Genomic DNA, 21,705 nt, shown 5'->3' on the forward strand with positions numbered 1-21,705 from the left:
GTCACGGAGGATCGCGTCGCCCGCTGAAATCTGGCGATGAATAGGGCGTGAGCGGGGCATCCCGGTGAATCCGGGCGGTCCTTCAATTCCGGGGCTCCTGCAGCGGTTTGCGTTTCCACCATGCCCCCAGGCCCGCCTCGGGTCGTGTCGCCGTACGCGTAGCGGGCCCTGTTTCATCTGTGCGTTTCTTGCCGGGGAGCCCGGCTTCGCGCATCACACCGTGTACGAGGACGACGACCACGTCGCGTTTCTCGATCGGTATCCCACTCTTCCCGGCAAGGTTCTCGTCGCGCCGAAAGCCCACGTCGAGCACGTCATTCGTGATCTGGACGAGGCGGCGTACGTGCGGATCATGCTCGTCGTGCGGAAGGTCGCCCTCGCCCTCGAGAGGGTTCTCGACGCCGAGCGGACCTATCTCTACTCCCTCGGAAGCCAGGAGGGGAACAGTCATCTCCACTGGCACATCGCTGCCCTGCCGCCTGGAGTCCCTTACGACGAACAGCAGTTCCACGTCCTGATGGCCGAGAACGGTGTGCTGGACATTCCGCCGGAGGCGATGGCTGACCTCGGTGCGCGGCTTCGGGCCGCCGTCGAGTCCTAGCGGCCCCCTACCGCTTCGTCGGCCGGTACTTCTTGTCCGTCTTGCCGATTTCGGACCAGGTGTTGTTCTCCCGGCGGTCGAACCACACCGGGCGCTCCCGTGCCGAGCGGCGCTTCTCGAAGGAGACCTCGTCGAGAACGCCGTTCACCGAGACGTTCTGGATCTCGCGGTCCAGGGTGCGTCGGAGGGAGGTGGCCGAGCCCTCGGCGGGGAGTTTCTTGAGTGCCGTCGCCAGGGCCAGGGCGCCGTCGTACAGCTCCTGGTTCCCGCGTGCGGGGAGGTTGTCGTCGGGCTCGCCCGAGTAGTTGCGGGTGCGCAGGACTCCCTCGGGGACCGTCTTGTCCCACTTCTCGGCTGTGGCTCGTTCCTCCGAGTCCTCGCAGACGCTGTCGGGATCGCTCTGGGTGAGGATGGGGCCGGCGAAGCCATCGGCCCTGAGCTTCGTGGCCCAGACGGTGACGTCCGCCCCGGTGGGCACCACCACCGCGTCCGCCCGCGCCCCGGCCACCAGCGCCGGGATCTGTGACGTCTTCACCTCGTCAGGTCTGACGTCCAGCGCCTCGGCTGTCACGCCGGACCTGCGCAGCGCGGTGCCTATACCGTCCTCACGGTCCGCCCAGGTCTTGTCCTCCGCCACCAGTGCCCGGCGTGCCTTCGTCCGCGTCAGGAGGTACTCCGCCATCGCCTCGCCCTGCCGCGCCTCGTCGGCCGGGATCGCGAACGCGCCCCCGGCATGGGCAACTTCGTGGCACGTGCTGATCTCCGGCAGGAATGCCTCGTCCGTGTCGTGCACCCAGGAGAAGTCGACTGTGTCACCGATGACGGTGAGCATCCTGGGGTGCTTGGCGAGCATTTCGCGGGACGTCGTGTCCGGGTTGGCGGACACGGGCACGATGCGGAAGCGGTTGGCACTCTTCGTGCCTAGCGTCTCGGTCAAGGCCGACTTGACTGTGCGCAGCTGCTGCGTCGTGAACTGCTTGTACTCCGACTTCTCGTACGCGTCGGTGGCTTCCCCCGCGCCTGCGTGGGTGTAGCTGTGGGCCACGCCGATCTCGTACACGGCCGGGGCGTTCCCGGCGCCCGACGCGGACGCGGACTCCGTGTCGGGCGCTGCCAGGGAGCGTATGCCCAGGCCCGTCGGGACGCTGACCGCCAGGACCAGGGCGGCCGGGACCAGAAGACGTCGTCCGCGCGCCCCTCGCCCCGGGGCCGTGGACTCCTTGCGGACCGCCGATGACTGGGTGCGCGGGCGGGCGGCCGGTCCCGCCTCGGCCGGGACGGCGTCGGCGATGGCGTCCTGTGCGCCCGGAGCGGGCGTCTTTGGCTTCGCCGAGGGGTCCTCTACATCCTGCTGCGGCGAATCCTCCGCCGCCAGAATCCGCTCTAGCGTCGCCCCGGCGTTCGCCGGACGGTCCGCGGGGTCCTTGGCCAGGAGGTCCAGGACCAGGCGCTCCACCGGTCGCGTCACCTCGGCCCGTGCCCGCGAAGGCGGCAGCGGGGCGTCGTTGACGTGGTTGTACATGACGCCGGCCGCGGTTCCGGTGAACGGCGGTCTGCCGACGAGGAGTTCGTAGAGCACGCAGCCGAGCGCGTACAGGTCGGTGCGTCCGTCGCCCGCCTCCTGGCGGAACCGCTCCGGCGCCAGATACGGCACGCTGCCGAACGGCAGCTGCCCGGTCCGCGTGAGGCGGGAGTCGCCCGCCGCGCGCTCCATGAACGTCGCGATGCCGAAGTCGACGACCTTGGCGGAGCCGTCCTGCGTGATCATGACGTTGCCGGGTTTGATGTCGCGGTGCACGACCCCCGCCGAGTGGGCGGTGTCCAGGGCGCGGCAGATGTCCGCCGCCCAGCGCAGCGCGTCCGCCACGGGTACGCGGACGCTTTCGCGCAGCACTTGGTCGAGCGAGCGCCCCTGCACCAGGGCCATCACGAGGTACGAGGTGCCGTCGTCCGTGCCGTGGTCGTGGACGGCCACGATGTACGGGCTGTCCAGCGAGGCCGCGGCGCGGGCCTCCTGCCGGAAGCGGGCCAGGAGCTCATCCTGGTCGTCCGCGTCCCTCGCACCCGCCAAGCCCGCCGGCACGAAGACCTTGACCGCCACCTTGCGGCCCAGGCTCTCGTCCCGCGCCCGCCACACCTCTCCCATGCCGCCCGCGCCGAGCCGCTCAAGCAGCTCGTACCGGCCGTTCAGCAAACGCCCCCGCATGTGCCCTCCCTCAGACCCGGTGATCCTAGCCAGCGGGCCGGGCGGCCGGAGCGGGGCCGGTCATCCCTTCACCGCACCTCCCAGGGCGAAGCCGCCGCCGAGCCGCCGCGAGATCAGTACGTAAAGCAGAATCACCGGCGTCGAGTAGATGATCGAGAACGCCGCCAACTGGCCATAGATCACCGTGCCCTTGTTGCCGAAGAAGTCATTGATGCTCACCGACGCGGGCATCTGCTCCGGCGTGAGCAGGAGCATGAACGGGACGAAGAAATTGCCCCACATCATCACGAAGGAGAAGACCGTCACCACCGCCACCCCCGGGCCCATCAGGGGGAGCACGATCCGCAGCAGAGACTGGAACGACGACGCGCCGTCCGTCCACGCCGCCTCCTCCAGTTCCTTCGGGACGCCGTCCATGAAGTTCTTCATCAGCCAGATGGCGAAGGGGAGTTGGGACGCGGCGAAGAAGAAGATCGTGCCCTGCATCGTGTCGATCAGGTCGACCTGGACGAAGAGCGCGTACACCGGGACCATGATCGCCGTGATGGGCAGGCTCGTCGCGAAGAGGATCGTCAGCATGAAGGGGCGGTTCAAGCGGGACTTGAAGCGCGACAGGGGATACGCCGCCAGTGCCGCGCAGACCACCGTCAGGAGCGTGCCGCCGCCGCACAGCAGCAGGCTGTTGAGGAGGGGCGTGAAGGTGATCTCTGGGGTCAGGACCGCGTCGTAGTTGTCCAGGGTGATGCCGTCGGGGACCTTCACCTTGAGGTCGGCTTTGGTGTCGAGCGAGGACAGGATCACCCAGGCCAGCGGCAGGACGAACGCCGCCGCGACCACGAGCAGCCCCGCGTCCGCCGCGAGACGTCGGCTGGTCCGGCGTGAACCGAGGCTCCTGGCAGGCGACTTGACCGTATTGACGGACGACACTCAGACCTCCGTGCGGAGCAGGCGCATATAGACGAGGGAGAAGAGTGAGCCGACGACCAGGAGCAGGAGCGCCACCGCCGTGCCGTAACCGATCATGCTCTTCTGGAAGGCCTGTTCGTACATGAACAGGGGGAGGGTCTGGCTGCGGTTTCCCGGGCCGCCTCGCGTCATCACCCAGATCAGACCGAAGACGGAGAGGGTCTGGAGGGTGTTCAGCATCAGGTTCGTGCCGATGGAGCGGCGGATCATCGGGAGCGTGATGTGCCACATGCGGCGCCAGCCGCCCGCGCCGTCCACCTCGGCCGCCTCGGTGATCTCCTTGGGGATCTCGTTCAGGGCCGCCGAGTAGACCAGCATCGAGAACGCCGTCCCGCGCCATACGTTGGCGAACGACACCGCCAGGATCGGCAGCGTGTACATCCAGTTCTGGGACGGCAGGTTGAGGAAGCCCAGGACCGCGTTCAGCGTGCCCTCGCGGCGGAAGAACGCGTACAGGAGGAAGGCCGCCACCACCTCCGGCAGCACCCACGCCGTGATCACGATCGCGCCGGTGACGGTGCGGACCGGCTTGGACGCCCGCTGCATCAGGGACGCGAGCGCGAGGCCGATGGTGTTCTGGCCGATCAGGGACGACAGGACCGTGAAGACGAGCGTCAGCCACACCGCGTTGAGGAACGCCTCGTCGCCGAAGGCCTTACGGAAGTTGTCGAACCCGACGAAGCTCGACTCCGCCTGGCCGGTGAGCTGGAGGTCGGTGAAGGCGATGTAGGCGCAGTAGCCGATGGGTCCCGCGAGGAAGAGGAGCAGGAGGATCACGGCGGGGGAGACGGGCAGGGCGCGGGTCAGCGCCCTGCCCGTCTTCCCGCGGCGGGACAGGGGGCGCGATGCGCCCTGGCCCGGCGCCGTCTTGACGATGTCGCCGGGCCCGGCGGGGGGTGCGGCGGTCACTTCTTGATGACCTCGCCGTCCGTCGCCGCCTTGACCTCGTCGTCGTATCCGCTCGCCGCCTCGTCCACGGAGGCGTCGCCCGTCGTGACCTTCTCCATGGCCTCCTGCACCGCGGTGGAGACCTTCGGGTATGCCGGGTACGCCGGGCGGTAGTGCGTCGACGACACCAGGTCGGTGAAGAACTTCAGGCCGGGCTGCGCCTTGAGGTAGGCGGGGTCGGCGGCGACGTCCTTGCGGACCGCGATGCCCGAGTTCGCCACGTACCACTTCTGGGCGTTGGCCTTGGTCTGCATCTGCTCGATGAACTTGAAGGCCAGGTCGGGGTTGGATGCCTTGGTCGGGATCGCCCAGGTCCAGCCGCCGGACATGCTCACCTTGCCGGGCGCCTCGCCGTTCTGGGTCGGCATGTGGGCGAGGCCCAGCTTCTTCGACCACTGAGGCCACTCGTGGCCCGCGCCCTTGCCCCAGTCCTGCGGCAGCCAGGAGCCGTCGAGGTTGATGCCGAGCTTGTCCTCGGGGAGGAGTTCACCGCGGACCCGGGTGGCGAAGTTCGGGTCGAGGGCGTCGGAGACGTCGGGGCCGAGCTTCTCCTTGTAGACCGTCTCGACGAACTCCAGGGAATCCTTGAAGCCCTGACTGCCCGTCACCCACTTCTTCGACTGCGGGTCGTACATCGGGTCCTTGCCCGTGCCGTACAGGAGCATCTCCATGCCCTGCATGGTGGCCGCCTCGCCCGCGGGCTTGCCCGTGTAGACGTTCAGGGGGGTGACGCCGGGGACCTTCTTCTTGATGGTCCGCGCCGTCTCCAGGATGTCGTCCCATGACTTCGGCTGCCAGTCTGCGGGCAGCCCGGCCTTCTTGAAGATGCTCTTGCTGAACCAGAGGCCGCGGGTGTCGGTGCCGTCCGGTACGCCGTAGGTCTTGCCGTCCGCCGCCTTCGCCGCCGTCTTGGACGTGTCGATGAACTGGTCCCAGTCCTTCCACTTGTCCAGGTAGGTGTCGAGCGGCTTCAAGTACCCGCTGGTGATGTCCGAGTTGATGAGGAAGGTGTCCTCGTAGACGAGGTCGGGCGCGGTCTTCGGGGAGCGCATCATCTGCTGCAGCTTGGTGTAGTACTCGGAGTCCGGCGCCTTGATCGGCACCAGCTTCACCTTCTTGCCGGGGTTCTCCTTCTCGAACTGCTTCTTGACGTCGGCCAGGAAGGTGTCCATGACCTTGACCTGGTTGTCCGTGGACTGTTTGAAGGAGACCTTCACGGTGTCCGGATCGTCGCCGGAGTCCCCGCCGCATGCGGTGAGGGTGCCGGCGGCGACCAGGGCTGTGGCGAGGAGCAGAGGGGTGGTGGGACGCACGGGCACGACCTCCTACTGGCCGACGCGGCCGGGTTACCACGCGGGGCGCAACGCGGGGCTGCCCGGTGAACGTAAGGGCGGGTTCGGAGCAAGGTCAATGCCCGTGCGTCGCCCCTTGTCATCAACGTGACAACGTTGTTATTGGAGGCGGCAACAGCTGTACGGAGGGAGGGACTTGGGGCCTCAGGTGTTCGATGTCAGCCAGCGGTACGCGTACTCGGGGCGGCCCACGTGGCCGTACTGCGGGGTGCGGGCGGCGCAACCCGTGGTGACCAGGTGCTCCAGGTAACGGCGCGCGGTGATGCGGGAGATGCCCACGGTCTCGGCGGCGGCAGCGGCGGTGACGCCCTCGGGGGGCGCGTCCCGCAGGGTGCGGGTCACCCTCTCCAGGGTGGGGCCGCTGAGCCCTTTCGGCAGGGCGGCGGGGCCGGGCGCGCGCAGGGTGGCCAGGGCGCGGTCCACCTCGTCCTGGCCGGTGGCCTCGCCCGCGGCGGTGCGGAACTCGGCGTAGCGGGTGAGGCGGTCGCGGAGGGTGGCGAAGGTGAAGGGCTTCAGTACGTACTGGACCACGCCGAGCGAGACGCCCTCGCGTACGACTGCGAGATCGCGGGCCGATGTGACGGCGATGACGTCCGTGCGGTGGCCCGCGGCGCGCAGGGTGCGGGCCAGCTGGAGGCCGTGGCCGTCCGGGAGATGCAGGTCCAGGAGGAGGAGGTCCACCTCGGTTCGGTCCAGGGCGCGTTTCGCCTCGGCGGCGCTGTGCGCCTTGCCTACGGCGTTGAAGCCGGGGATGCGGTTCACGTAGAGGACGTGGGCGTCGGCGGCCACGGGGTCGTCTTCCACGACCAAGACGCGGATGGGCTCGGTCACTTGGTGCCTCCGTTTGCTGCGGCCGGGGAACCGCACGCCTCGTCATCCGCACCCGGCAGCGAGGCCGTCGTCCGCAGGCGCACCTCGAACTCCGCCCCACCCCCCTCCGCCTCCCGCACCGTAAGCGACCCCTCATGCTTCGTCACCGTCTGGTGGACCAAGGCCAGGCCGAGGCCGCGGCCTGCTGTGGCCTTCGTCGACCAGCCGCGCTGGAAGACCGCCTCCGTGTGGGCCGGGTCGACGCCGGGGCCCGTGTCGGACACCCGCAGGGTCAGTCCCGCCTCGTCCGCGTGTGCCGTCACCGTGACGCGGGCCGCGGGTGATCCCTGGGCCGCGTCCACCGCGTTGTCGATCAGATTGCCGAGGACCGTCACCAGGTCGCGCGCCGGCAGGTCAGCGGGCAGCATGCCGTCGTCGATGCTGCTGTCGGGGGAGACGACGAGCTCCACGCCGTGTTCGTTCGCCTGGGCGGCCTTGCCCAGGAGCAGGGCCGCGAGTACCGGTTCGCTCACGGCCGCGACCACCTGGTCCGTCAGCGTCTGGGCCAGCTCAAGCTCGGCCGTGGCGAAGTCGACGGCGTCGTCCGCGCGGCCCAGTTCGATGAGGGAGACCACCGTGTGGAGACGGTTCGCCGCCTCGTGGGCCTGCGAGCGCAGCGCCCGCGTGAAGCCGCGCTCCGAGTCCAACTCGCCGGTCAGCGCCTGGAGTTCGGTGTGGTCGCGCAAGGTGACGACCGTGCCCCTGCGCTCACCGCTCGACACGGGCGACGTGTTCACCACGACCACCCGGTCCGCCGTCAGATGCAGCTCGTCCACCCGCGGCTCGGTCGCGAGCAGCGCGCCCGTCAGCGGCGCGGGCAGGCCGAGCTCGGCGACGTTCTTGCCGACCAGGTCGCCCGACACGCCGAGCAGTTCGCGCCCTCCGTCGTTGATGAGGGCGATGCGCCGCTGCCCGTCCAGCATCAGGAGCCCCTCGCGCACCGCGTGCAGCGCGGCCTCGTGGTAGTCGTGCATGCGGCTCAGTTCGGCGGCGTTCATGCCGTGGGTGTGGCGGCGCAGGCGGGCGTTGATGACGTACGTACCGAGTCCGCCGAGCGCGAGCGCGCCCGCCGCGACACCGAGCAGGGCGAGCAGCTGGCCGCGCGCCTTCTCGCTGATCTCCTCGATGGTGATGCCCGCGCTGACCAGGCCGGTGATGCGGTCCGTGCCGTCGTCGGCACGGATCGGTGTGACCACGCGGACCGAGGGGCCGAGCGTGCCCGTGTACGTCTCGGTGAAGGTCCTGCCCCGCAGGGCTTCCGCACGGTGGCCGAGGAAGCGCTCGCCGATCTGCTCCTCGTCGGGGTGCGTCCAGCGGATGCCGTCCGGGTCCATGATCGTGACGAAGTCGACCCCGGTGTGCCGGCGTACGTCGCTCGCGTACGGCTGGAGGGTCTGCGTCGGATTCCGGCCACGCACGGCCTCACGTACCGAAGGGGAGTCCGCGACCGCCCGCGCCGCGGCCGTCGCCTGGCGGCGCGCGCCCTCCTCCGCCTGCTGCCGGTCGCTCAGGAACGTGAAGAGCGCGCATCCGGCCACCACGACGGTGACCAGCACGATCTGCATCGCGAAGAGCTGCCCGGCGAGGCTGCGCGGCCGGGGCGGGCGGGCGAGGGACATGGTGCAAGTCTGCCTCGCCGCGTAAGTGCGAACTAAATGACCGTAAGGGTGACCGCCCTCACAGGGCGAGAGATAGTCACCGGGATCCGCCTGCCCAGGACGTGAGCCGCACGCACGGGCGAACCAGGACGTGAGCCGCACGCACTGGCCGAAAACGCCGACGTAGTCGTTCAAGGAGGGCCCTCGTGGCCGACACCACCGACAGCCAGGTGGCACCGGCGCCCGCTGCCAAGCGGGACCGGACCCACTATCTGTACATCGCCGTCATCATCGCCGTGGTTCTCGGTATCGGTGTCGGCCTGCTCGTGCCCGACTTCGCCAAGGAGCTCAAGCCGGTCGGTACCGGCTTCGTGAACCTGATCAAGATGATGATCTCGCCCATCATCTTCTGCACGATCGTCCTCGGCGTCGGCTCCGTCCGTAAGGCCGCCAAGGTCGGCAAGGTCGGCGGCCTCGCACTCGCCTACTTCGTCGCGATGTCGGTCGTCGCGCTCGCCATCGGCCTGATCGTCGGCAACATCCTGCACCCGGGCTCGGGCATGGACATCTCCGACTCCGAGAAGGGCGCGGGTCACGACGCGGCCGATGAGGCGAACAAGGGTCTCGTCGACTTCGCGCTCGGCATCATCCCGAAGACGCTCGTCTCCGCCTTCACCCAGGGCGAGGTGCTGCAGACGCTGCTCGTCGCGCTGCTCGTGGGCTTCGCGCTGCAGGCGATGGGCCGCTCCGGGGAGCCGATCCTGCGCGGCATCGGGCACATCCAGCGGCTGGTCTTCCGCGTGCTCGGCATGATCATGTGGGCCGCTCCCGTCGGCGCGTTCGGCGCGATGGCCGCGGTGGTCGGCGAGACCGGCACGGACGCCCTGAAGGCCCTTGCCACGATCATGGTCGGGTTCTACGTCACCTGCGCGCTGTTCATCCTGATCGTGCTCGGCACGCTGCTGCGCCTGGTGACCGGCGTCAATCTCTTCAAGCTTCTGAAGTACCTGGGCCGCGAGTTCCTGCTGATCCTGTCCACCTCCTCGTCCGAGTCCGCGCTCCCGCGGCTCATCGCGAAGATGGAGCACCTGGGCGTCAGCCGCCCGGTCGTCGGCATCACGGTCCCCACGGGCTACTCGTTCAACCTCGACGGCACGATGATCTACCTGACCATGTCGTCGCTCTTCATCGCCGAGGCGATGGACCAGCCGCTCGGCATCGGCGAGCAGATCTCCCTGCTGCTGTTCATGATGATCGCATCCAAGGGCGCCGCGGGTGTCTCGGGCTCCGGCATCGCGGTCCTCGCCAGTGGTCTGCAGTCGCACAAGCCGGGCCTGGTGGACGGCGTCGGCCTGATCATCGGCGTCGACCGCTTCATGAGCGAGGCCCGCGCGCTGACCAACTTCGCCGGCAACGCGGTGGCGACGCTCCTGATCGGCACGTGGACCAAGGAGGTCGACCGCGAGCGGGTCGAGCTCGTGCTCGACGGGAAGCTGCCGTTCGACGAGAAGACGCTGCTCGACGACGGTGCTCCCGAGCAGGAGGACGTGGACCCGGACGCGGTGGACGCCGTTCCTTCGCAGCCGGAAGGCGTCGAGAAGAAGTCCCTGACGGCTTAGCCGTCGGTGGTCGCCGCCCTGCGGTCGGCGACCCTCGTCACCAGCTCGGTGGCTTGTGAGGCGGGCAGGCCCGCCGCGGTCAGAAACGTGATCGCGGTGGACCTGCCCGCCTTTTCCGCTGGTACGACACCGTCGTTGACGGCCTCCATCACGGCGAACAGGATCCCTTCGAGTACGTAGCCGAGCGCCCGTGTCGGCAGCGGCGAGACGAACGTGCCGTCGTCCAGGCCGCGCCGGAACATCTCCATGCCGGACTCGTGGACGCAGCCGAGCCGTTCGCGGATGCCGCTCAGCGTCATGCTCCGCTGGGCGAGGGACAGCAGCAGGCGGTAGCGGTCGGCGACCTCCCACACGGCGAGCAGTGAGCTGGCCACCGCCTCCGCCGGGTCGTCGATGCCCTCGCGGCCCGCCGCGTGCGCGGTCTCGACCGCCTCGACGGCCCGCTCCACGATCGCTTCGATCAGGGCGTCACGGCTGGGGAAGTGCCCGTACACCGTCCGTCGCACGACGCCCGCGGCGCGCGCGATCTGGTCCATGGACGCGTCGGGGTCGCGCAGCAGCTCCGCGACAGCGACGTCAAGGATGCGGCGGCGGTTGGCGTCGGCTCTGACGCTGCTCGCTGGGCGGGGGCTCATGGCCCCATTCTGCCCACTCCGCGGCGCCCTCGCGCACCCCACTTGCACATAGCTGTGCAACATCGGGTATCTTGCACATCAGTGTGTAGTTGCACAGGGTTGTGCAATATCTGTGCAAGAAACGGGATGGTGGAATCCAATGCCTCTGCTGATCAAGGAACCGGTCGAACGGATGGACCGTCCGTACGCCCGCCGCTGGTGGGCCCTGGGTGTCCTGTGTCTGAGTCTGCTGATCGCCGTGATGGCGAACACCGCGCTGACGGTGGCCGCACCCGACATGACCATGGACCTCGGCCTGTCCAGCTCCGACCTGCAGTGGGTCATCGACGCCTACACCGTCCCGTACGCCGCGCTGATGCTGCTGCTCGGCGCGATCGGCGACAAGTGCAGCCGCAGGGGCGCGCTGGTGCTCGGCCTGGTGATCATGTCCGTCGGCGCGGGGGCGGGCGCGATGGTCGACAGCTCGACGGCGGTCATCGTGGTCCGCGCGGTGATGGGTGTGGGCGCGGCGCTGATCATGCCCGCGACGCTCTCGCTCCTCGCCTCGACCTTCCCGCGGGCGGAGCGGGCCAAGGCGATCACCATCTGGGCGGCCACGTCAGGCATCGCGATCGCCGCGGGTCCGCTGATCGCGGGCGCGCTGCTCCGTGACAACGGCTGGCACTCGACGTTCCTGATCAACATCCCGGTGGCGGTGCTCGCGATCGTCGGCGCGTTCGTCCTCGTACCGCCGTCGAAGGCCGCGCAGCACGGCCGGATCGACTACGTGGGCGGCCTGCTCTCGGTCGTCTGGGTGGGCTCCCTGATCTTCATGATCATCGACGGGCCGCACTTCGGGTGGGGCGTGCGGGCGATCTCCGCCGCGGTGGTGGCGGGCGTCGGCCTGATCGCCTTCATCATCTGGGAGCTGAAGCACCCGCGCCCGGTCCTGGACGTACGCAAGTTCACGCAGCGCGGCTTCGCGGGCTCGAACCTCGCCGTGGCGCTCTTCTTCCTCGCGGTGTTCGGCGCCTTCTACTACCTGACCCAGCACCTCCAGTTCGTCCTGGCCTACGACCCGCTGGAGACCGGCGTACGCATGCTGCCGCTGGCCGGAGCGGTGTTCGTGGGCTCGGCCGTCACCGGGATCCTCGCGCCGCGCATCGGCGGCAAGATCATGGTGGTGGCGGGCATGGTGGGCGGCACGGTGGCCCTCGCCCTCCTGACGCAGATCGAGGCGGGCTCCACGTACGGGGACTTCGTGGCGCCGCTGGTTATCCTCGGCCTGTCCCTCGGCTTCGCGGTATCGCCCTGCACGGACGTCATCATGGGCGCGTTCCCCGAGTCGGAGCTCGGCGTGGGCGGCGCGGTGAACGACACCTCGCTGGAGCTGGGCGGCTCGCTCGGGATCGCGGTGCTCGGCTCGGTCCTCGCGGGCTCGTACTCGTCGAAGCTGGCCGACGAGACAGCGGGCAGCAAGCTTCCCGCCTCCGCGCTCGACACGGCACAGGACTCGGTGGGCGCGGGCAACGGCGTCGCGCAGGGCATCGCCGACCAGGCGCGAGCGCTCTCGGAGAAGGCGGCGGGGGCTTCCTCGCCCGAGGAGGCGGCGCGGCTCAAGGCGCAGGCGCAGGAACTGGCCGGGGGCGCGCACCAGATGGCCGATGCGGTGGGCTCGGCGTTTTCTGGCGCGGTGGCCCACACCAGTCTGATCGGTGCGGTGATTCTGGGGGTGGGGACTGTTGTGGTCGCTGTGCTGCTGCCGGGGCGCCGGAAGGGCGCGGCCGTGGCGGTGACCGAGGCTTTGGAGCCCTCGGACGCTCCGGAGGCCGCGGAGGCCGCGGAGGCCGCGGAGGCCGCGGGGCGGCGGTAGCCGAGGGGCGGGGCCTCTTCGGGTGCGGCGCCGTATCTGCCTGTGCCGCCGCTTCGCGGCGGATTTCTCCCGCCCACCCACCCGTTCACCCCGCAGCGCGTGTCAGACGTAGGGGATAGGGGCAACTACGCCTGCCCCCTGGGGGGCAGGGGTGGCGGGACGTTGGGGGATAATCTCTAGGTCGGAACTACGGGGATCGGGGGCGGAGTTCATGGAGTCCGAGTCGCCGGGGGAGAGACCCGACTGCCTGGCCTGCGGGCTGGCCGCAGGCACCGTCCCGCTGCTCGGCGGCACCCTGCTGCGCTCCCCGCACTGGACCGTCGAGCACTGCGTCGGCCCCCTCGGTGTCGGCACCCTCATCGTCAAACCGCTGCGGCACATCACGGGCGTACACGAGCTCGGCGTCGAGGAAGGCGCCGAGCTCGGCCCGTTGCTCACACGGGTAACCACCGCCGTGCGCACGGCGGTTGGCGACGAGTGCGAGCAGGTGTACGTCTGCCTCTGGTCACATGCCGGGCGCGTGCCCGGTCACATCCACTTCGTGGTGCAGCCTGCCCGCACGTCCGACATCGATCGCCATGGCGGCGCGTACGGGCCCGGCCTCCAGGGAGCGCTGTTCGCCGAGGGCGCTGAGCCGGAAACCGCTGCCGTGGAGGAGTTCTGCGGGCGGGTGCGGCGTGCGCTGGGTGCGGGTTGAGCCAACCAGGTGGACGCGTGTGCAAACTGTTGACTCTTGTTCAAACCTGCCAGTAACTTCAGCGTTGCACCACCGAGACCCGCCAAAAGCCGCTGGAGCCTGCCCAAATCCCTTGCACAGTACGGCTGTTGGCGCCCGCGGCGTGCCTGCTCCTCCCCGGGACTGACCCCCCATCGGATTCAAAGGAGACTCCAGATGGTGATCCGCGCACGCGCCCTGCGCCTGGCAGCCGCCCTCGCCGCCGCCGGAACCGCGACCCTCGGCCTGGCCGCCCCCGCCCAGGCGACCGGCGGCGAACCGCTCGACTACGTAGCCCTCGGCGACAGCTTCAGCGCCGGATCCGGCGTCCTCCCTCTCGACCCGACCGCGCCCCTCCTCTGCGCGCGCTCGACGGCCAACTACCCGCACGTCGTGGCCCAGCGCACGGGCGCCCGGCTCACCGACGTGACCTGCGGCGGAGCCCAGACCAAGGACTTCGCCGGGTCGCAGTACCCCGGCGTGGCCCCGCAGCTCGACGCGGTCGACGCCGACACCGATGTGGTGACACTGACCATCGGCGGCAACGACAACAACACCTTCATCAGCGCGATCCTCGCCTGCGGCTCCGCCGGAGTGCTCTCCGGAGGCAAGGGCAGCCCCTGCAAGGACGCCAACGGAGACAAGTTCACCAAGGCGATCGACGCCAGTACGTACCCCGCTCTGAAGACCGCCCTGCGAGCGGTCAAGGCCAAGGCCCCGCACGCGCGCATCGGCGTACTGGGCTATCCGTGGATCGTCCCGGCCAAGTCGGACCCCACCTGCTTCGCCAAGATGCCGGTGGCCGAGGGCGACGTGCCCTACCTGCGGGAACTGCAGGCCCACTTGAACAAGACCGTGCAGCGCGCCGCCTCCGAGACGGGTGCCACGTTCGTGGACATGGCCGCCGCATCGGAGGGGCACGACGCCTGCAAGCCGCTGGGCACCCGGTGGATCGAGCCCGTGCTGTTCGGCACCAACTTCGTCCCGGTGCACCCGAACGCCCTCGGCGAGAAGGGGATGGCCGATCAGGCCATCGGCGTGCTGAGCCTCAAGTGACCGCCACCGGTCACGGCCGCTTCGTCCACACCGCCACGTAGTCCACCGCCATCGCCTTCCCCGGCTCCGTCCGCGCGACCGGTGTCGCCCTGCCGGCGACGCCGTCGGGGAAGGCGCCGCCCATCGCGACGTTCAGCAGGATGAAGTAGCCCGCGTGGTTTGTCATGTTGGACCACGCGGCCGCGGAGAAGCGGTCCTGGGAGAGGGTGTGGAACTGCTCCCCGTCCACATACCAGCGCAACTGGTTCGGGGTCGTCGAGCGGTCCCATTCGAAGCGGTACGTGTGGAACGCCGACTGGCAACTCGCGCCGGGACAGGCCCGGTTGGCGCCGAGGCCCTGCGTCTCGTTGCAGTCGCCGCCCGGGTTCACGCCGCAGTGCAGCACGCCCCAGACCGAGTTGATGCCGTTCACGTTCTCCATCACGTCGAACTCGCCGATCGACGGCCAGTTCTGGTAGTTGCCGCGGTAGGGCGCGCCGAGAGCCCAGAAAGCGGGCCAGTAGCCGAGCGCGCTCTCGCCGGTGACGTTCGGCATCTGGATGCGGCCCTCGATGGCGAGCGTGCCGCCCTCCGGTGCTTTGAAGTCGCTGCGTTTCGTCTCGATGCGGGCCGAGGTCCAGTTCCCCGCGCCGTCTCTGCGCGGAGTGATCCGGAGGCTGCCGTTTCCGTCCAGGGCGAGGTTCTCGGGGGAGTCCGTGTACGACTGGATCTCGCCCGTGCCCCAATTGGCGGGCCCGCCAGGGTAGTTGTGCCCGAGGTCGATCTGCCAGTTGTCTGCGGAGGGCCGGGAGCCCGCGGCGCCGTTGAAGTCGTCGCTCCACTCCAGCGACCAGCCGGGCGCCGGCGGCGGGACGTCGCCGCGTGCCGTGCCGGGCGTCATCAGGGCGCCGAGCAGGCCGACGGCGGCCAGAGCGGCCAGGACGGGAGCGGTGCGGGGGGACTTGGTGAAGCGACCGATGCGAGAAGTGCGAGTGGTGCTCATGCGCATGGAACACCTCCGTGGGGGGAGTGTGCGTACCGGTGAGAGCGCTCTCAGAACGCTCTCCGGGTTTTGTAGTTGCAGACATGCCGGACGTCAATGGGTCCGGAACCTCAACTTCTCGAAGGCGTACGGTAGTTGGATGGGTACCCCGCAGCACGTCGACTTCTGGTTCGACCCCGTCTGCCCCTACACCTGGCTCACCTCCCGGTGGATCCGTGAGGTCGAGCGGGTGCGGGACGTCACCGTGCGGTGGCGGGTGATGAGCCTCTCGGTCCTGAACGAAGACCTCGATGTCGACCCCGAGGACCCCGAGGGCCAGTGGGGCGACTACATGCGGGGTCCGGGCCGGGTCTGCGCCGCCGTGGCCGCGCGGCATGGGAGCGAGGCGCTGGGCAGGTACCTCGACGCGCTCGGGGTGCGGCTGCACGAGCGGGGCGAATGGGACGGCGCCGAGCGCGCACTCGCCGACGCCGGACTGGCCACGGAGCTCGCCGCGGTGGCCTGGACGCAGGAGTACGACGCTGCCGTGCGGGCCTCGCACGAGCAGGGCGTCGAGCTGGTCGGCCACGACGTCGGGACGCCGGTGCTCTCCGTCCAGGGGGTGGGCGCGGTCTTCGGTCCGGTCGTCTCGCCCGCGCCGAAGGGGGAGGCGGCGGGGCGGCTGTGGGACGGGGTGGTGCTGATGGCGGGAGTCCAGGGCTTCTGCGAACTGAAGCGGGCGTACGGCGAACTCGACTTCGGCTGACCATCGAGCCGCCTTCGACTTCGACTTCGGCTGACCCCTGACCCCTGATCCCGCCCGCCGCCGGGCCCAAGTGCCCCCGCATGCTTACCTCTTCGTAAGTACCTGACTAATTAGACGTTGTCCTATGTGGTGAGGCGGAGTAGTCGCTTGTAACAGCACAGGGCCGCTGCCAGGGCGAGAAAGGCCAGGTAGTTGGAGGGGTGGCGTTCGTAGCGGGGGCTGAGGCGGCGGTAGCCGGTCAGCCAGGACAAGGTCCGCTCGATCACCCACCTGCGACGCCCCAGTCGTTCGCTGGATTCGATGCCCTTGCGCGCGACACGGACGCCGATGTGTTTGCCCCAGAGCCATCGCCGCAGGACGGGGACGTCGTAAGCCTTGTCCGCGTGGAGGCGTTGGGGCTTGAAGTAGCGGCCGCGATACGGGTCGTGTTGCGTTTGGAGTCCCGCCACCATCGGCTTCAGTCCTTGGCTGTCGTGGATGTTCGCCGCGGAGATCCCGACGACCAGGGGCAGCCCGTTCGCGTCCGACAGGATGTGCATCTTGGTACCCGGCTTGCGCCGGTCCACGGGGCTGGGACCTGTGTGTTCGCCCCCCTTTTAGCGCGGACGTGGGCGGTGTCGAGCACGACGCGGGTGACGTCGATGAGGCCGGCGTCATCGAGTTGGTGGAGCACGGCCTCGTGCAGCCGGCCCCAGACGCCGGCTCTGGACCAGATCAGGAACCGGCGATGAGCAGTCGACTTCGAGATCCCAAAGCAGGGCGGCAGATGCCGCCAGGCGCATCCGCTGACCAGCACATAGATGATGGCGGCGAACAGCGTCTCATCAGGCGTATCCGGTGTCCCGCCGCCCTGCGGACGCACTCTCGGCGGCGGGATCAACGGCTTCGCGATCTCCCACAATCCGTCCGGAACAATCCAACTCCACGTCCCCTGACCCATGTTGCAGTACTACTCCGCCTCACCACATAGGACAACGTCTTAGTCGGTACTTGTGGGAGTGCGGGCGCGCGCCAAGCATGGTCGTCATGGCAAATCAGCAGCCCGACACCCCCGTAACCGTCCTCGGCCTCGGTGCCATGGGCCAGGCCCTCGCCGGTGCCTTCCTCAAGGCCGGTCACCCCACCACCGTCTGGAACCGCACGCCCGGCAAGGGTGATGACCTCGTGGCCAGAGGCGCCGTGCGCACCGCCACCGCGGCCGAGGCGGTCGGCGCCTCGGACCTGGTGGTCGTCTGCCTCTCCGACTACGAGGTCTCGCAGGCCGTGCTCGGCCCGATCGCCGCGGAGCTGTCGGGGCGCGCCCTGGTCAACCTCACATCGGACACCCCGGAGCGGTCCCGCGAGGCCGCCGCCTGGGCCGCCGGGCACGGCATCGACTACCTGGACGGCGCCATCCTGGTGCCCGTGACGGTGATCGGCACCCCTGACGCCCTGCTCTTCCACAGCGGCCCCAAGTCCGTGTACGAGCGGCACGAGGGCACCCTCAAGGCGCTCGGCGGCAATACCGTGTACCTCGGCGAGGACCACGGCCTCGCGGCCCTCTACGACAACGCTCTGCTCGACTTCTTCTGGACCAGCATGTCCGGCCTCGTGCACGCCTTCGCGCTGGCCGGGGCGGACGGAGTGAAGGGCGCGGAGCTGGCCCCGTACATGAGCGCCCTGCTCTCCATCCTCCCGCCGATCATCGAGGAGATGGGGAGCGAGGTCGACTCCGGCGATTACCCGGGCGAGCAGGCCCCGCTCGTCACGGAGGCCGTCAACGTCGATCACATCATCCACGCCTCCGCGCACCGGGGCCTCGACGTGGGCGCCCTGACCGGCATCAAGGCAGTCCTGGACCGGGCCATCGCCAAGGGGCACGGCGCGGACGGCTGGACGGCCACGATCGAGGCCGTCCGCACGCCGGAGCAGCGGGCCCACTGACCGGCAGGCGCGCCCCGCCCTTCACGGCGTACGGTGAAAGTGACTGCCGTCACAGAGCAGGAGCCGTGCGATGACTGGTGAACCGAGCTTCTTCGAGATCGGTGTCGAGGACCCGGAGCGGGGGCGGGCCTTCTACGGGGAGCTGCTCGGCTGGTCCTTCGAGCCGGGGCCGTCGGGGCAGGGGTATGTGATCGACACCCCGGGGGTTTCCGGTGGCATGCACGGGGGCGACGCGGGGGCCGCGCCGTACCTCTTCTTCAAGGTCGACGACATGGAGGCCGCGCTGGCCCGCGTCATCAAGCTGGGCGGCACCGTCGAGGCGCCCATCGGTGGCGAGAGCGAGGAGTCCGACGCCGCGTTCGGCCGGTTCCGGCTCTGCAAGGACGACCAGGGGTCGACGTTCGGCCTGCATCAGCCGCCGAAGGCTCTCTGAGCGCTGGCCTTGACGCCCACGTCAAGGATTACCGTCGTACGCATGCGCATCGGCGAACTTGCGGATCGGGCCGGCACCACCACGCGGACGCTTCGGTACTACGAGTCACGGGGGCTGCTGCCCGCCCGTCGCAGCGGCAACGGCTACCGCACCTACGGCGAGGACGACGTGCGTCTCCTTGAGCAGATCAGGACCTTGCAGGATTTCGGGTTCGACCTGGAGGAGACGCGGCCGTTCGTGGAGTGTCTGCGGTCGGGGCATCCGGCGGGCGACTCCTGCCCGGCCTCGCTCGACGTCTACCGCCGCAAGATCGGTGAACTCGACGCGCTGATCAGTGAGTTGAGCGCGGTGCGCGAGCAGGTGGGCGCGCAGCTGCTGCGCGCCGAGGCGGCGGTTCCGGGCGGCCCGGACCCGAGTTGCGAACTGACGGGCTGAGGGAGAGGGAGCGGAAGCATGGGGATGGTCAAGGCGGACGGCGTGGCCGAGGTGACGGACGCGGACTTCGAGGGGGAGGTGCTCAAGTCGGAACTGCCCGTGCTCGTGGAGTTCGGGGCTCAGTGGTGCGGCCCGTGCCGGCAGCTCGCCCCGGTGCTCAGCGAGATCGCACGCGAGGAGGAGGACAGGCTGAAGATCGTGCAGCTCGACGTGGACCACAATCCGCAGACGGCGATCGCGTACGGGATTCTGTCCGTGCCGTCCCTCCTGGTGTTCCGGAGCGGTGAGCCGGTGAAGTCCATGGTGGGCGCGCGCCCCAAGCGCAAGCTGCTCGCCGATCTCGCCGAGGCCGAGGTGCTCTGACCTACGCGGTACGTGAACAGAAAGAGAAAAGCCCCGGACGAATTGACGTCCGGGGCTTTTCCTGGCGTATATTGGATCCTTTCGCGACCCCTGGCTCATTAAGCGCACAGGAATAGCGAGAATCTGTATAAGAGCACTGTAACTGGCGAGGGGCTGAATTGTCAACCGAGGAATTGCGGGAAGAGCAGCAATTCGTCTCCGGGCTGTACGCGCGCCTCGACGCGCTGCGCGAGGAGGCACAAGCCGCCGTGCGGGCGTCGTTGACGCAGGTCGGCAACGGTCTGCAGGCCAGGCTTGAGCGCGACGTCCTGGTGGCCGAGCGGTCGGGACTGCTGGCCGCCTTCAACGCGGGAGAGAACGGCCTCTGCTTCGGGAGGCTCGAATTCCGCGACGGCCGTGATCACCACATCGGGCGCATCGGAATCCGTGCGTCCGACATCGAACGCACCCCACTCGTGATCGATTGGCGTGCGGAAGTCGCGCGCCCCTTCTATCTCGCGACCGGTCATACGCCGATGGGGCTCCGCCGGCGCAGGCACATCACCACGGAGGGCCGCGACGTGACGGCCCTGCACGACGAGATCCTCGATCTCGGTGACACCACCCGCACCGGACACGAGGGCGCGAACGCCGACGAGGTGCTGCTCGCCGCCCTCGACTCGGCTCGCACCGGACGCATGCACGACATCGTGCAGACCATCCAGGCCGAGCAGGACCGCATCATCCGGGCCCCGCACCACGGCGTCCTCGTCGTCGAGGGCGGCCCCGGCACCGGCAAGACGGTTGTGGCGCTGCACCGTGCCGCGTTCCTCCTCTACGCCCACCGCCAGCTGCTCGCCAAGCGCGCGGTCCTGATCGTCGGCCCGAACCCCGCCTTCCTCGGCTACATCAGCGAGGTCCTGCCCGCGCTCGGCGAGACAGGCGTCCTCCTCTCCACGGTCGGCGAGCTGTTCCCCGGCGTGAGTGCCACCGGCACCGAAACCCCCGAGGCCACTGAGGTGAAGGGACGCGCGGAGATGGCGGACGTGCTCGCCGCCGCCCTGCGCGACCGGCAGCAGACCCCCGAGCCCGGCGCCCCGCTGATCATCGAGCACGACGACGGTGACCTCGTCCTGGACTGGACGATCGCCCACGAAGCACGCGAGGCGGCCCGCGAGGCGGACGTCCCGCACAACCTCGGCCGCCCGCACTTCGCCTTCCGCATCATCGACATGCTTACCGAGCAGCTCGCCGAGCGGCTCGGAGCCGACCCGTACGGCGGGCCCAACTTCCTCGGCCCCGACGACATCGCCCAGCTCGGCAAGGCCATCGCGGCCAGCCCCGAAGTGCACGCCGCCATCGAGGAGTTGTGGCCCCAGCTCACCCCGGAAGGCTTCCTCGCCGACTTCCTGGAGGAGCCGACGCCGCACCTGCCGGAGGCGGACGCCGAGATCGTGCGGCGCCCGCGCGGTGCCGCATGGACGGCTGCCGACGTCCCGCTGCTCGACGAGGCCGCCGAGCTGCTCGGCAGCGACGACAGCGCGGCGCGTGCGATGGCCGAGGCCGAGCGTGCCAAGCAGATCGCCTACGCACAGGGCGTGTTGGACGTCTCGTACGCGTCCCGTACGTATGAGTTCGAGGACAAGGACGACGAGGAATCCGAGGTCCTGCTCGCGCACGACATCATCGACGCCGAGCGGATGGCCGAGCGCCAGGAGGAGGCCGACCACCGCAGCGCCGCCGAGCGCGCCGCGGCGGACCGTACGTGGGCCTTCGGGCACATCATCGTGGACGAGGCGCAGGAACTCTCCGCCATGGCCTGGCGGTTGCTCATGCGGCGCTGTCCGACCCGCTCGATGACGCTGGTCGGCGACCCCGCCCAGACGGCGGAGGCCGGCGGCTGCGGCTCCTGGGACACGATCCTGTCCCCGTACGTCGAGGACCGCTGGGAGTACACACGCCTCGGCGTCAACTACCGCACGCCCGTGGAGATCATGGACGTGGCCGCCGAGGTGCCGCGCGTCGAGTACCCCGACTTCCAGCCGCCGAGTTCGGTGCGGTCCACGGGCGTGCTCCCCTGGGCGCGCCGCACCGACGACCTCGCCGCGGCCGTGGCCGACGCGGTGGCGGACGAGGCACGGGACGAGGGCCGCCTGGCGGTGATCGCCCCGCGCGAGCTCCATGCCGAGCTCGCCGGAAAGCTCCCCGGAGTGACGGCCGGGGAGGCCCCGGACCTGACGCGGCCGGTCGTCCTGATCGACCCGCGTCAGGCGAAGGGCCTGGAGTTCGACACGGTCCTGGTGGTGGAGCCGGGCCGCTACGGCACGAGTGACCTGTACGTGGCCCTGACCCGGGCCACGCAGCGGCTCGGCATCCTGCACGCCGAGGAACTGCCGGTGGCGCTCAAGCAGTTCGACTAGTTCACCG

At 69.5% G+C, this 21,705-nt stretch carries 19 protein-coding genes and 1 pseudogene; 11 read left to right on the forward strand and 9 right to left on the reverse strand.

The annotated features are described in order from the left end of the window. Window positions 1–220 precede the first annotated feature (220 nt). Window positions 221–601, forward strand: a complete 381-nt coding sequence (locus tag E5671_RS31665) for an HIT family protein (protein ID WP_336605895.1) — start codon at window positions 221–223, stop codon at window positions 599–601. A gap of 7 nt (window positions 602–608) precedes the next feature. On the opposite strand, the gene E5671_RS31670 is transcribed toward E5671_RS31665, so the two are convergent. From E5671_RS31670 to E5671_RS31695, 6 genes are all read right to left on the reverse strand, one after another. Further along, the gene (locus tag E5671_RS31670) at window positions 609–2,807 is read right to left on the reverse strand and encodes a protein kinase domain-containing protein (RefSeq protein WP_160507295.1); all 2,199 of its coding nucleotides are present in this window, start codon (window positions 2,805–2,807) and stop codon (window positions 609–611) included. Between the two features lie 60 nt (window positions 2,808–2,867). After that, window positions 2,868–3,734 carry an ABC transporter permease subunit gene (locus E5671_RS31675; RefSeq protein ID WP_160507296.1) on the reverse strand — a complete coding sequence of 289 codons (867 nt, stop codon included), beginning with the start codon at window positions 3,732–3,734 and terminating at the stop codon, window positions 2,868–2,870. Next, window positions 3,735–4,682: a carbohydrate ABC transporter permease gene (locus E5671_RS31680; RefSeq protein ID WP_443032720.1), complete on the reverse strand. Its 948-nt coding sequence runs from the start codon at window positions 4,680–4,682 to the stop codon at window positions 3,735–3,737. Then, window positions 4,679–6,040, reverse strand: a complete 1,362-nt coding sequence (locus E5671_RS31685) for an extracellular solute-binding protein (RefSeq protein WP_160507297.1) — start codon at window positions 6,038–6,040, stop codon at window positions 4,679–4,681. The genes E5671_RS31680 and E5671_RS31685 overlap by 4 nt, the downstream gene beginning before the upstream one ends. A gap of 177 nt (window positions 6,041–6,217) precedes the next feature. Further along, window positions 6,218–6,904 (reverse strand): response regulator, encoded by a 687-nt coding sequence (locus E5671_RS31690; protein WP_160507298.1) that lies wholly within the window; start codon window positions 6,902–6,904, stop codon window positions 6,218–6,220. Further along, window positions 6,901–8,562 (reverse strand): sensor histidine kinase, encoded by a 1,662-nt coding sequence (locus E5671_RS31695; RefSeq protein ID WP_160507299.1) that lies wholly within the window; start codon window positions 8,560–8,562, stop codon window positions 6,901–6,903. Before E5671_RS31695 ends, E5671_RS31690 begins: the two co-directional genes overlap by 4 nt. A 209-nt stretch (window positions 8,563–8,771) precedes the next feature. Between E5671_RS31695 and E5671_RS31700 the strand changes: the two genes are divergently transcribed. After that, on the forward strand, window positions 8,772–10,160 hold the full coding sequence (locus tag E5671_RS31700) for a cation:dicarboxylate symporter family transporter (protein ID WP_160510532.1): 1,389 nt from the start codon (window positions 8,772–8,774) through the stop codon (window positions 10,158–10,160). Here the strand turns inward: E5671_RS31700 and E5671_RS31705 are convergent. After that, window positions 10,157–10,795: a TetR/AcrR family transcriptional regulator gene (locus tag E5671_RS31705; RefSeq protein ID WP_160507300.1), complete on the reverse strand. Its 639-nt coding sequence runs from the start codon at window positions 10,793–10,795 to the stop codon at window positions 10,157–10,159. The two genes, E5671_RS31700 and E5671_RS31705, sit on opposite strands and share 4 nt — an antisense overlap. A gap of 139 nt (window positions 10,796–10,934) precedes the next feature. Between E5671_RS31705 and E5671_RS31710 the strand changes: the two genes are divergently transcribed. The 3 genes from E5671_RS31710 to E5671_RS31720 all read left to right on the forward strand — a co-directional run bounded on the left by E5671_RS31710 (window position 10,935) and on the right by E5671_RS31720 (window position 14,418). Continuing rightward, the gene (locus tag E5671_RS31710) at window positions 10,935–12,647 is read left to right on the forward strand and encodes a DHA2 family efflux MFS transporter permease subunit (protein ID WP_160507301.1); all 1,713 of its coding nucleotides are present in this window, start codon (window positions 10,935–10,937) and stop codon (window positions 12,645–12,647) included. Between the two features lie 211 nt (window positions 12,648–12,858). Continuing rightward, on the forward strand, window positions 12,859–13,344 hold the full coding sequence (locus E5671_RS31715) for an HIT family protein (protein WP_160507302.1): 486 nt from the start codon (window positions 12,859–12,861) through the stop codon (window positions 13,342–13,344). A gap of 195 nt (window positions 13,345–13,539) precedes the next feature. Further along, the gene (locus E5671_RS31720) at window positions 13,540–14,418 is read left to right on the forward strand and encodes an SGNH/GDSL hydrolase family protein (RefSeq protein ID WP_160507303.1); all 879 of its coding nucleotides are present in this window, start codon (window positions 13,540–13,542) and stop codon (window positions 14,416–14,418) included. 19 nt (window positions 14,419–14,437) lie between these two features. On the opposite strand, the pseudogene E5671_RS31725 reads toward E5671_RS31720, so the two are convergent. Beyond that, window positions 14,438–15,400: pseudogene (locus E5671_RS31725) on the reverse strand (glycoside hydrolase family 16 protein); the annotation flags it as partial. Window positions 15,401–15,539: 139 nt separating this feature from the next. Between E5671_RS31725 and E5671_RS31730 the strand changes: the two are divergent. Continuing rightward, complete coding sequence (locus tag E5671_RS31730) at window positions 15,540–16,145, forward strand: mycothiol-dependent nitroreductase Rv2466c family protein (protein WP_160507304.1); 606 nt, start codon at window positions 15,540–15,542, stop codon at window positions 16,143–16,145. Between the two features lie 122 nt (window positions 16,146–16,267). Here E5671_RS31730 and E5671_RS31735 read toward each other — a convergent pair. Beyond that, window positions 16,268–17,085, reverse strand: a protein-coding gene (locus E5671_RS31735) for an IS5 family transposase (protein WP_160507305.1) whose coding sequence is annotated in 2 segments (ribosomal slippage) — window positions 16,268–16,743 and window positions 16,743–17,085 — 819 coding nt in all. Because the reading frame shifts where the segments join, the coding sequence is not laid out codon by codon here. Window positions 17,086–17,171: 86 nt separating this feature from the next. On the opposite strand from E5671_RS31735, the gene E5671_RS31740 reads away from it, so the two are divergent. The 5 genes from E5671_RS31740 (at window position 17,172) to E5671_RS31760 (ending at window position 21,698) form a co-directional block, all read left to right on the forward strand. Further along, entirely contained in the window at window positions 17,172–18,068 is an 897-nt protein-coding gene (locus tag E5671_RS31740) for an NAD(P)-dependent oxidoreductase (protein WP_160507306.1), read from the forward strand. 70 nt (window positions 18,069–18,138) lie between these two features. After that, window positions 18,139–18,501: a VOC family protein gene (locus E5671_RS31745; protein ID WP_160507307.1), complete on the forward strand. Its 363-nt coding sequence runs from the start codon at window positions 18,139–18,141 to the stop codon at window positions 18,499–18,501. Between the two features lie 42 nt (window positions 18,502–18,543). After that, window positions 18,544–18,936, forward strand: coding sequence for a MerR family transcriptional regulator (locus E5671_RS31750; RefSeq protein ID WP_160507308.1), 393 nt, complete (start codon window positions 18,544–18,546; stop codon window positions 18,934–18,936). Window positions 18,937–18,960: 24 nt separating this feature from the next. Further along, the gene (trxA, locus tag E5671_RS31755) at window positions 18,961–19,299 is read left to right on the forward strand and encodes a thioredoxin (protein ID WP_202122459.1); all 339 of its coding nucleotides are present in this window, start codon (window positions 18,961–18,963) and stop codon (window positions 19,297–19,299) included. A gap of 158 nt (window positions 19,300–19,457) precedes the next feature. After that, a complete protein-coding gene (locus E5671_RS31760; protein WP_160507309.1) occupies window positions 19,458–21,698 on the forward strand; it encodes a HelD family protein in 2,241 nt (746 codons plus the stop codon). The last annotated feature ends 7 nt before the right edge of the window (window positions 21,699–21,705 follow it).

It is taken from the genome of Streptomyces sp. BA2, assembly GCF_009769735.1.
In the GTDB taxonomy this organism is placed as follows: domain Bacteria; phylum Actinomycetota; class Actinomycetes; order Streptomycetales; family Streptomycetaceae; genus Streptomyces.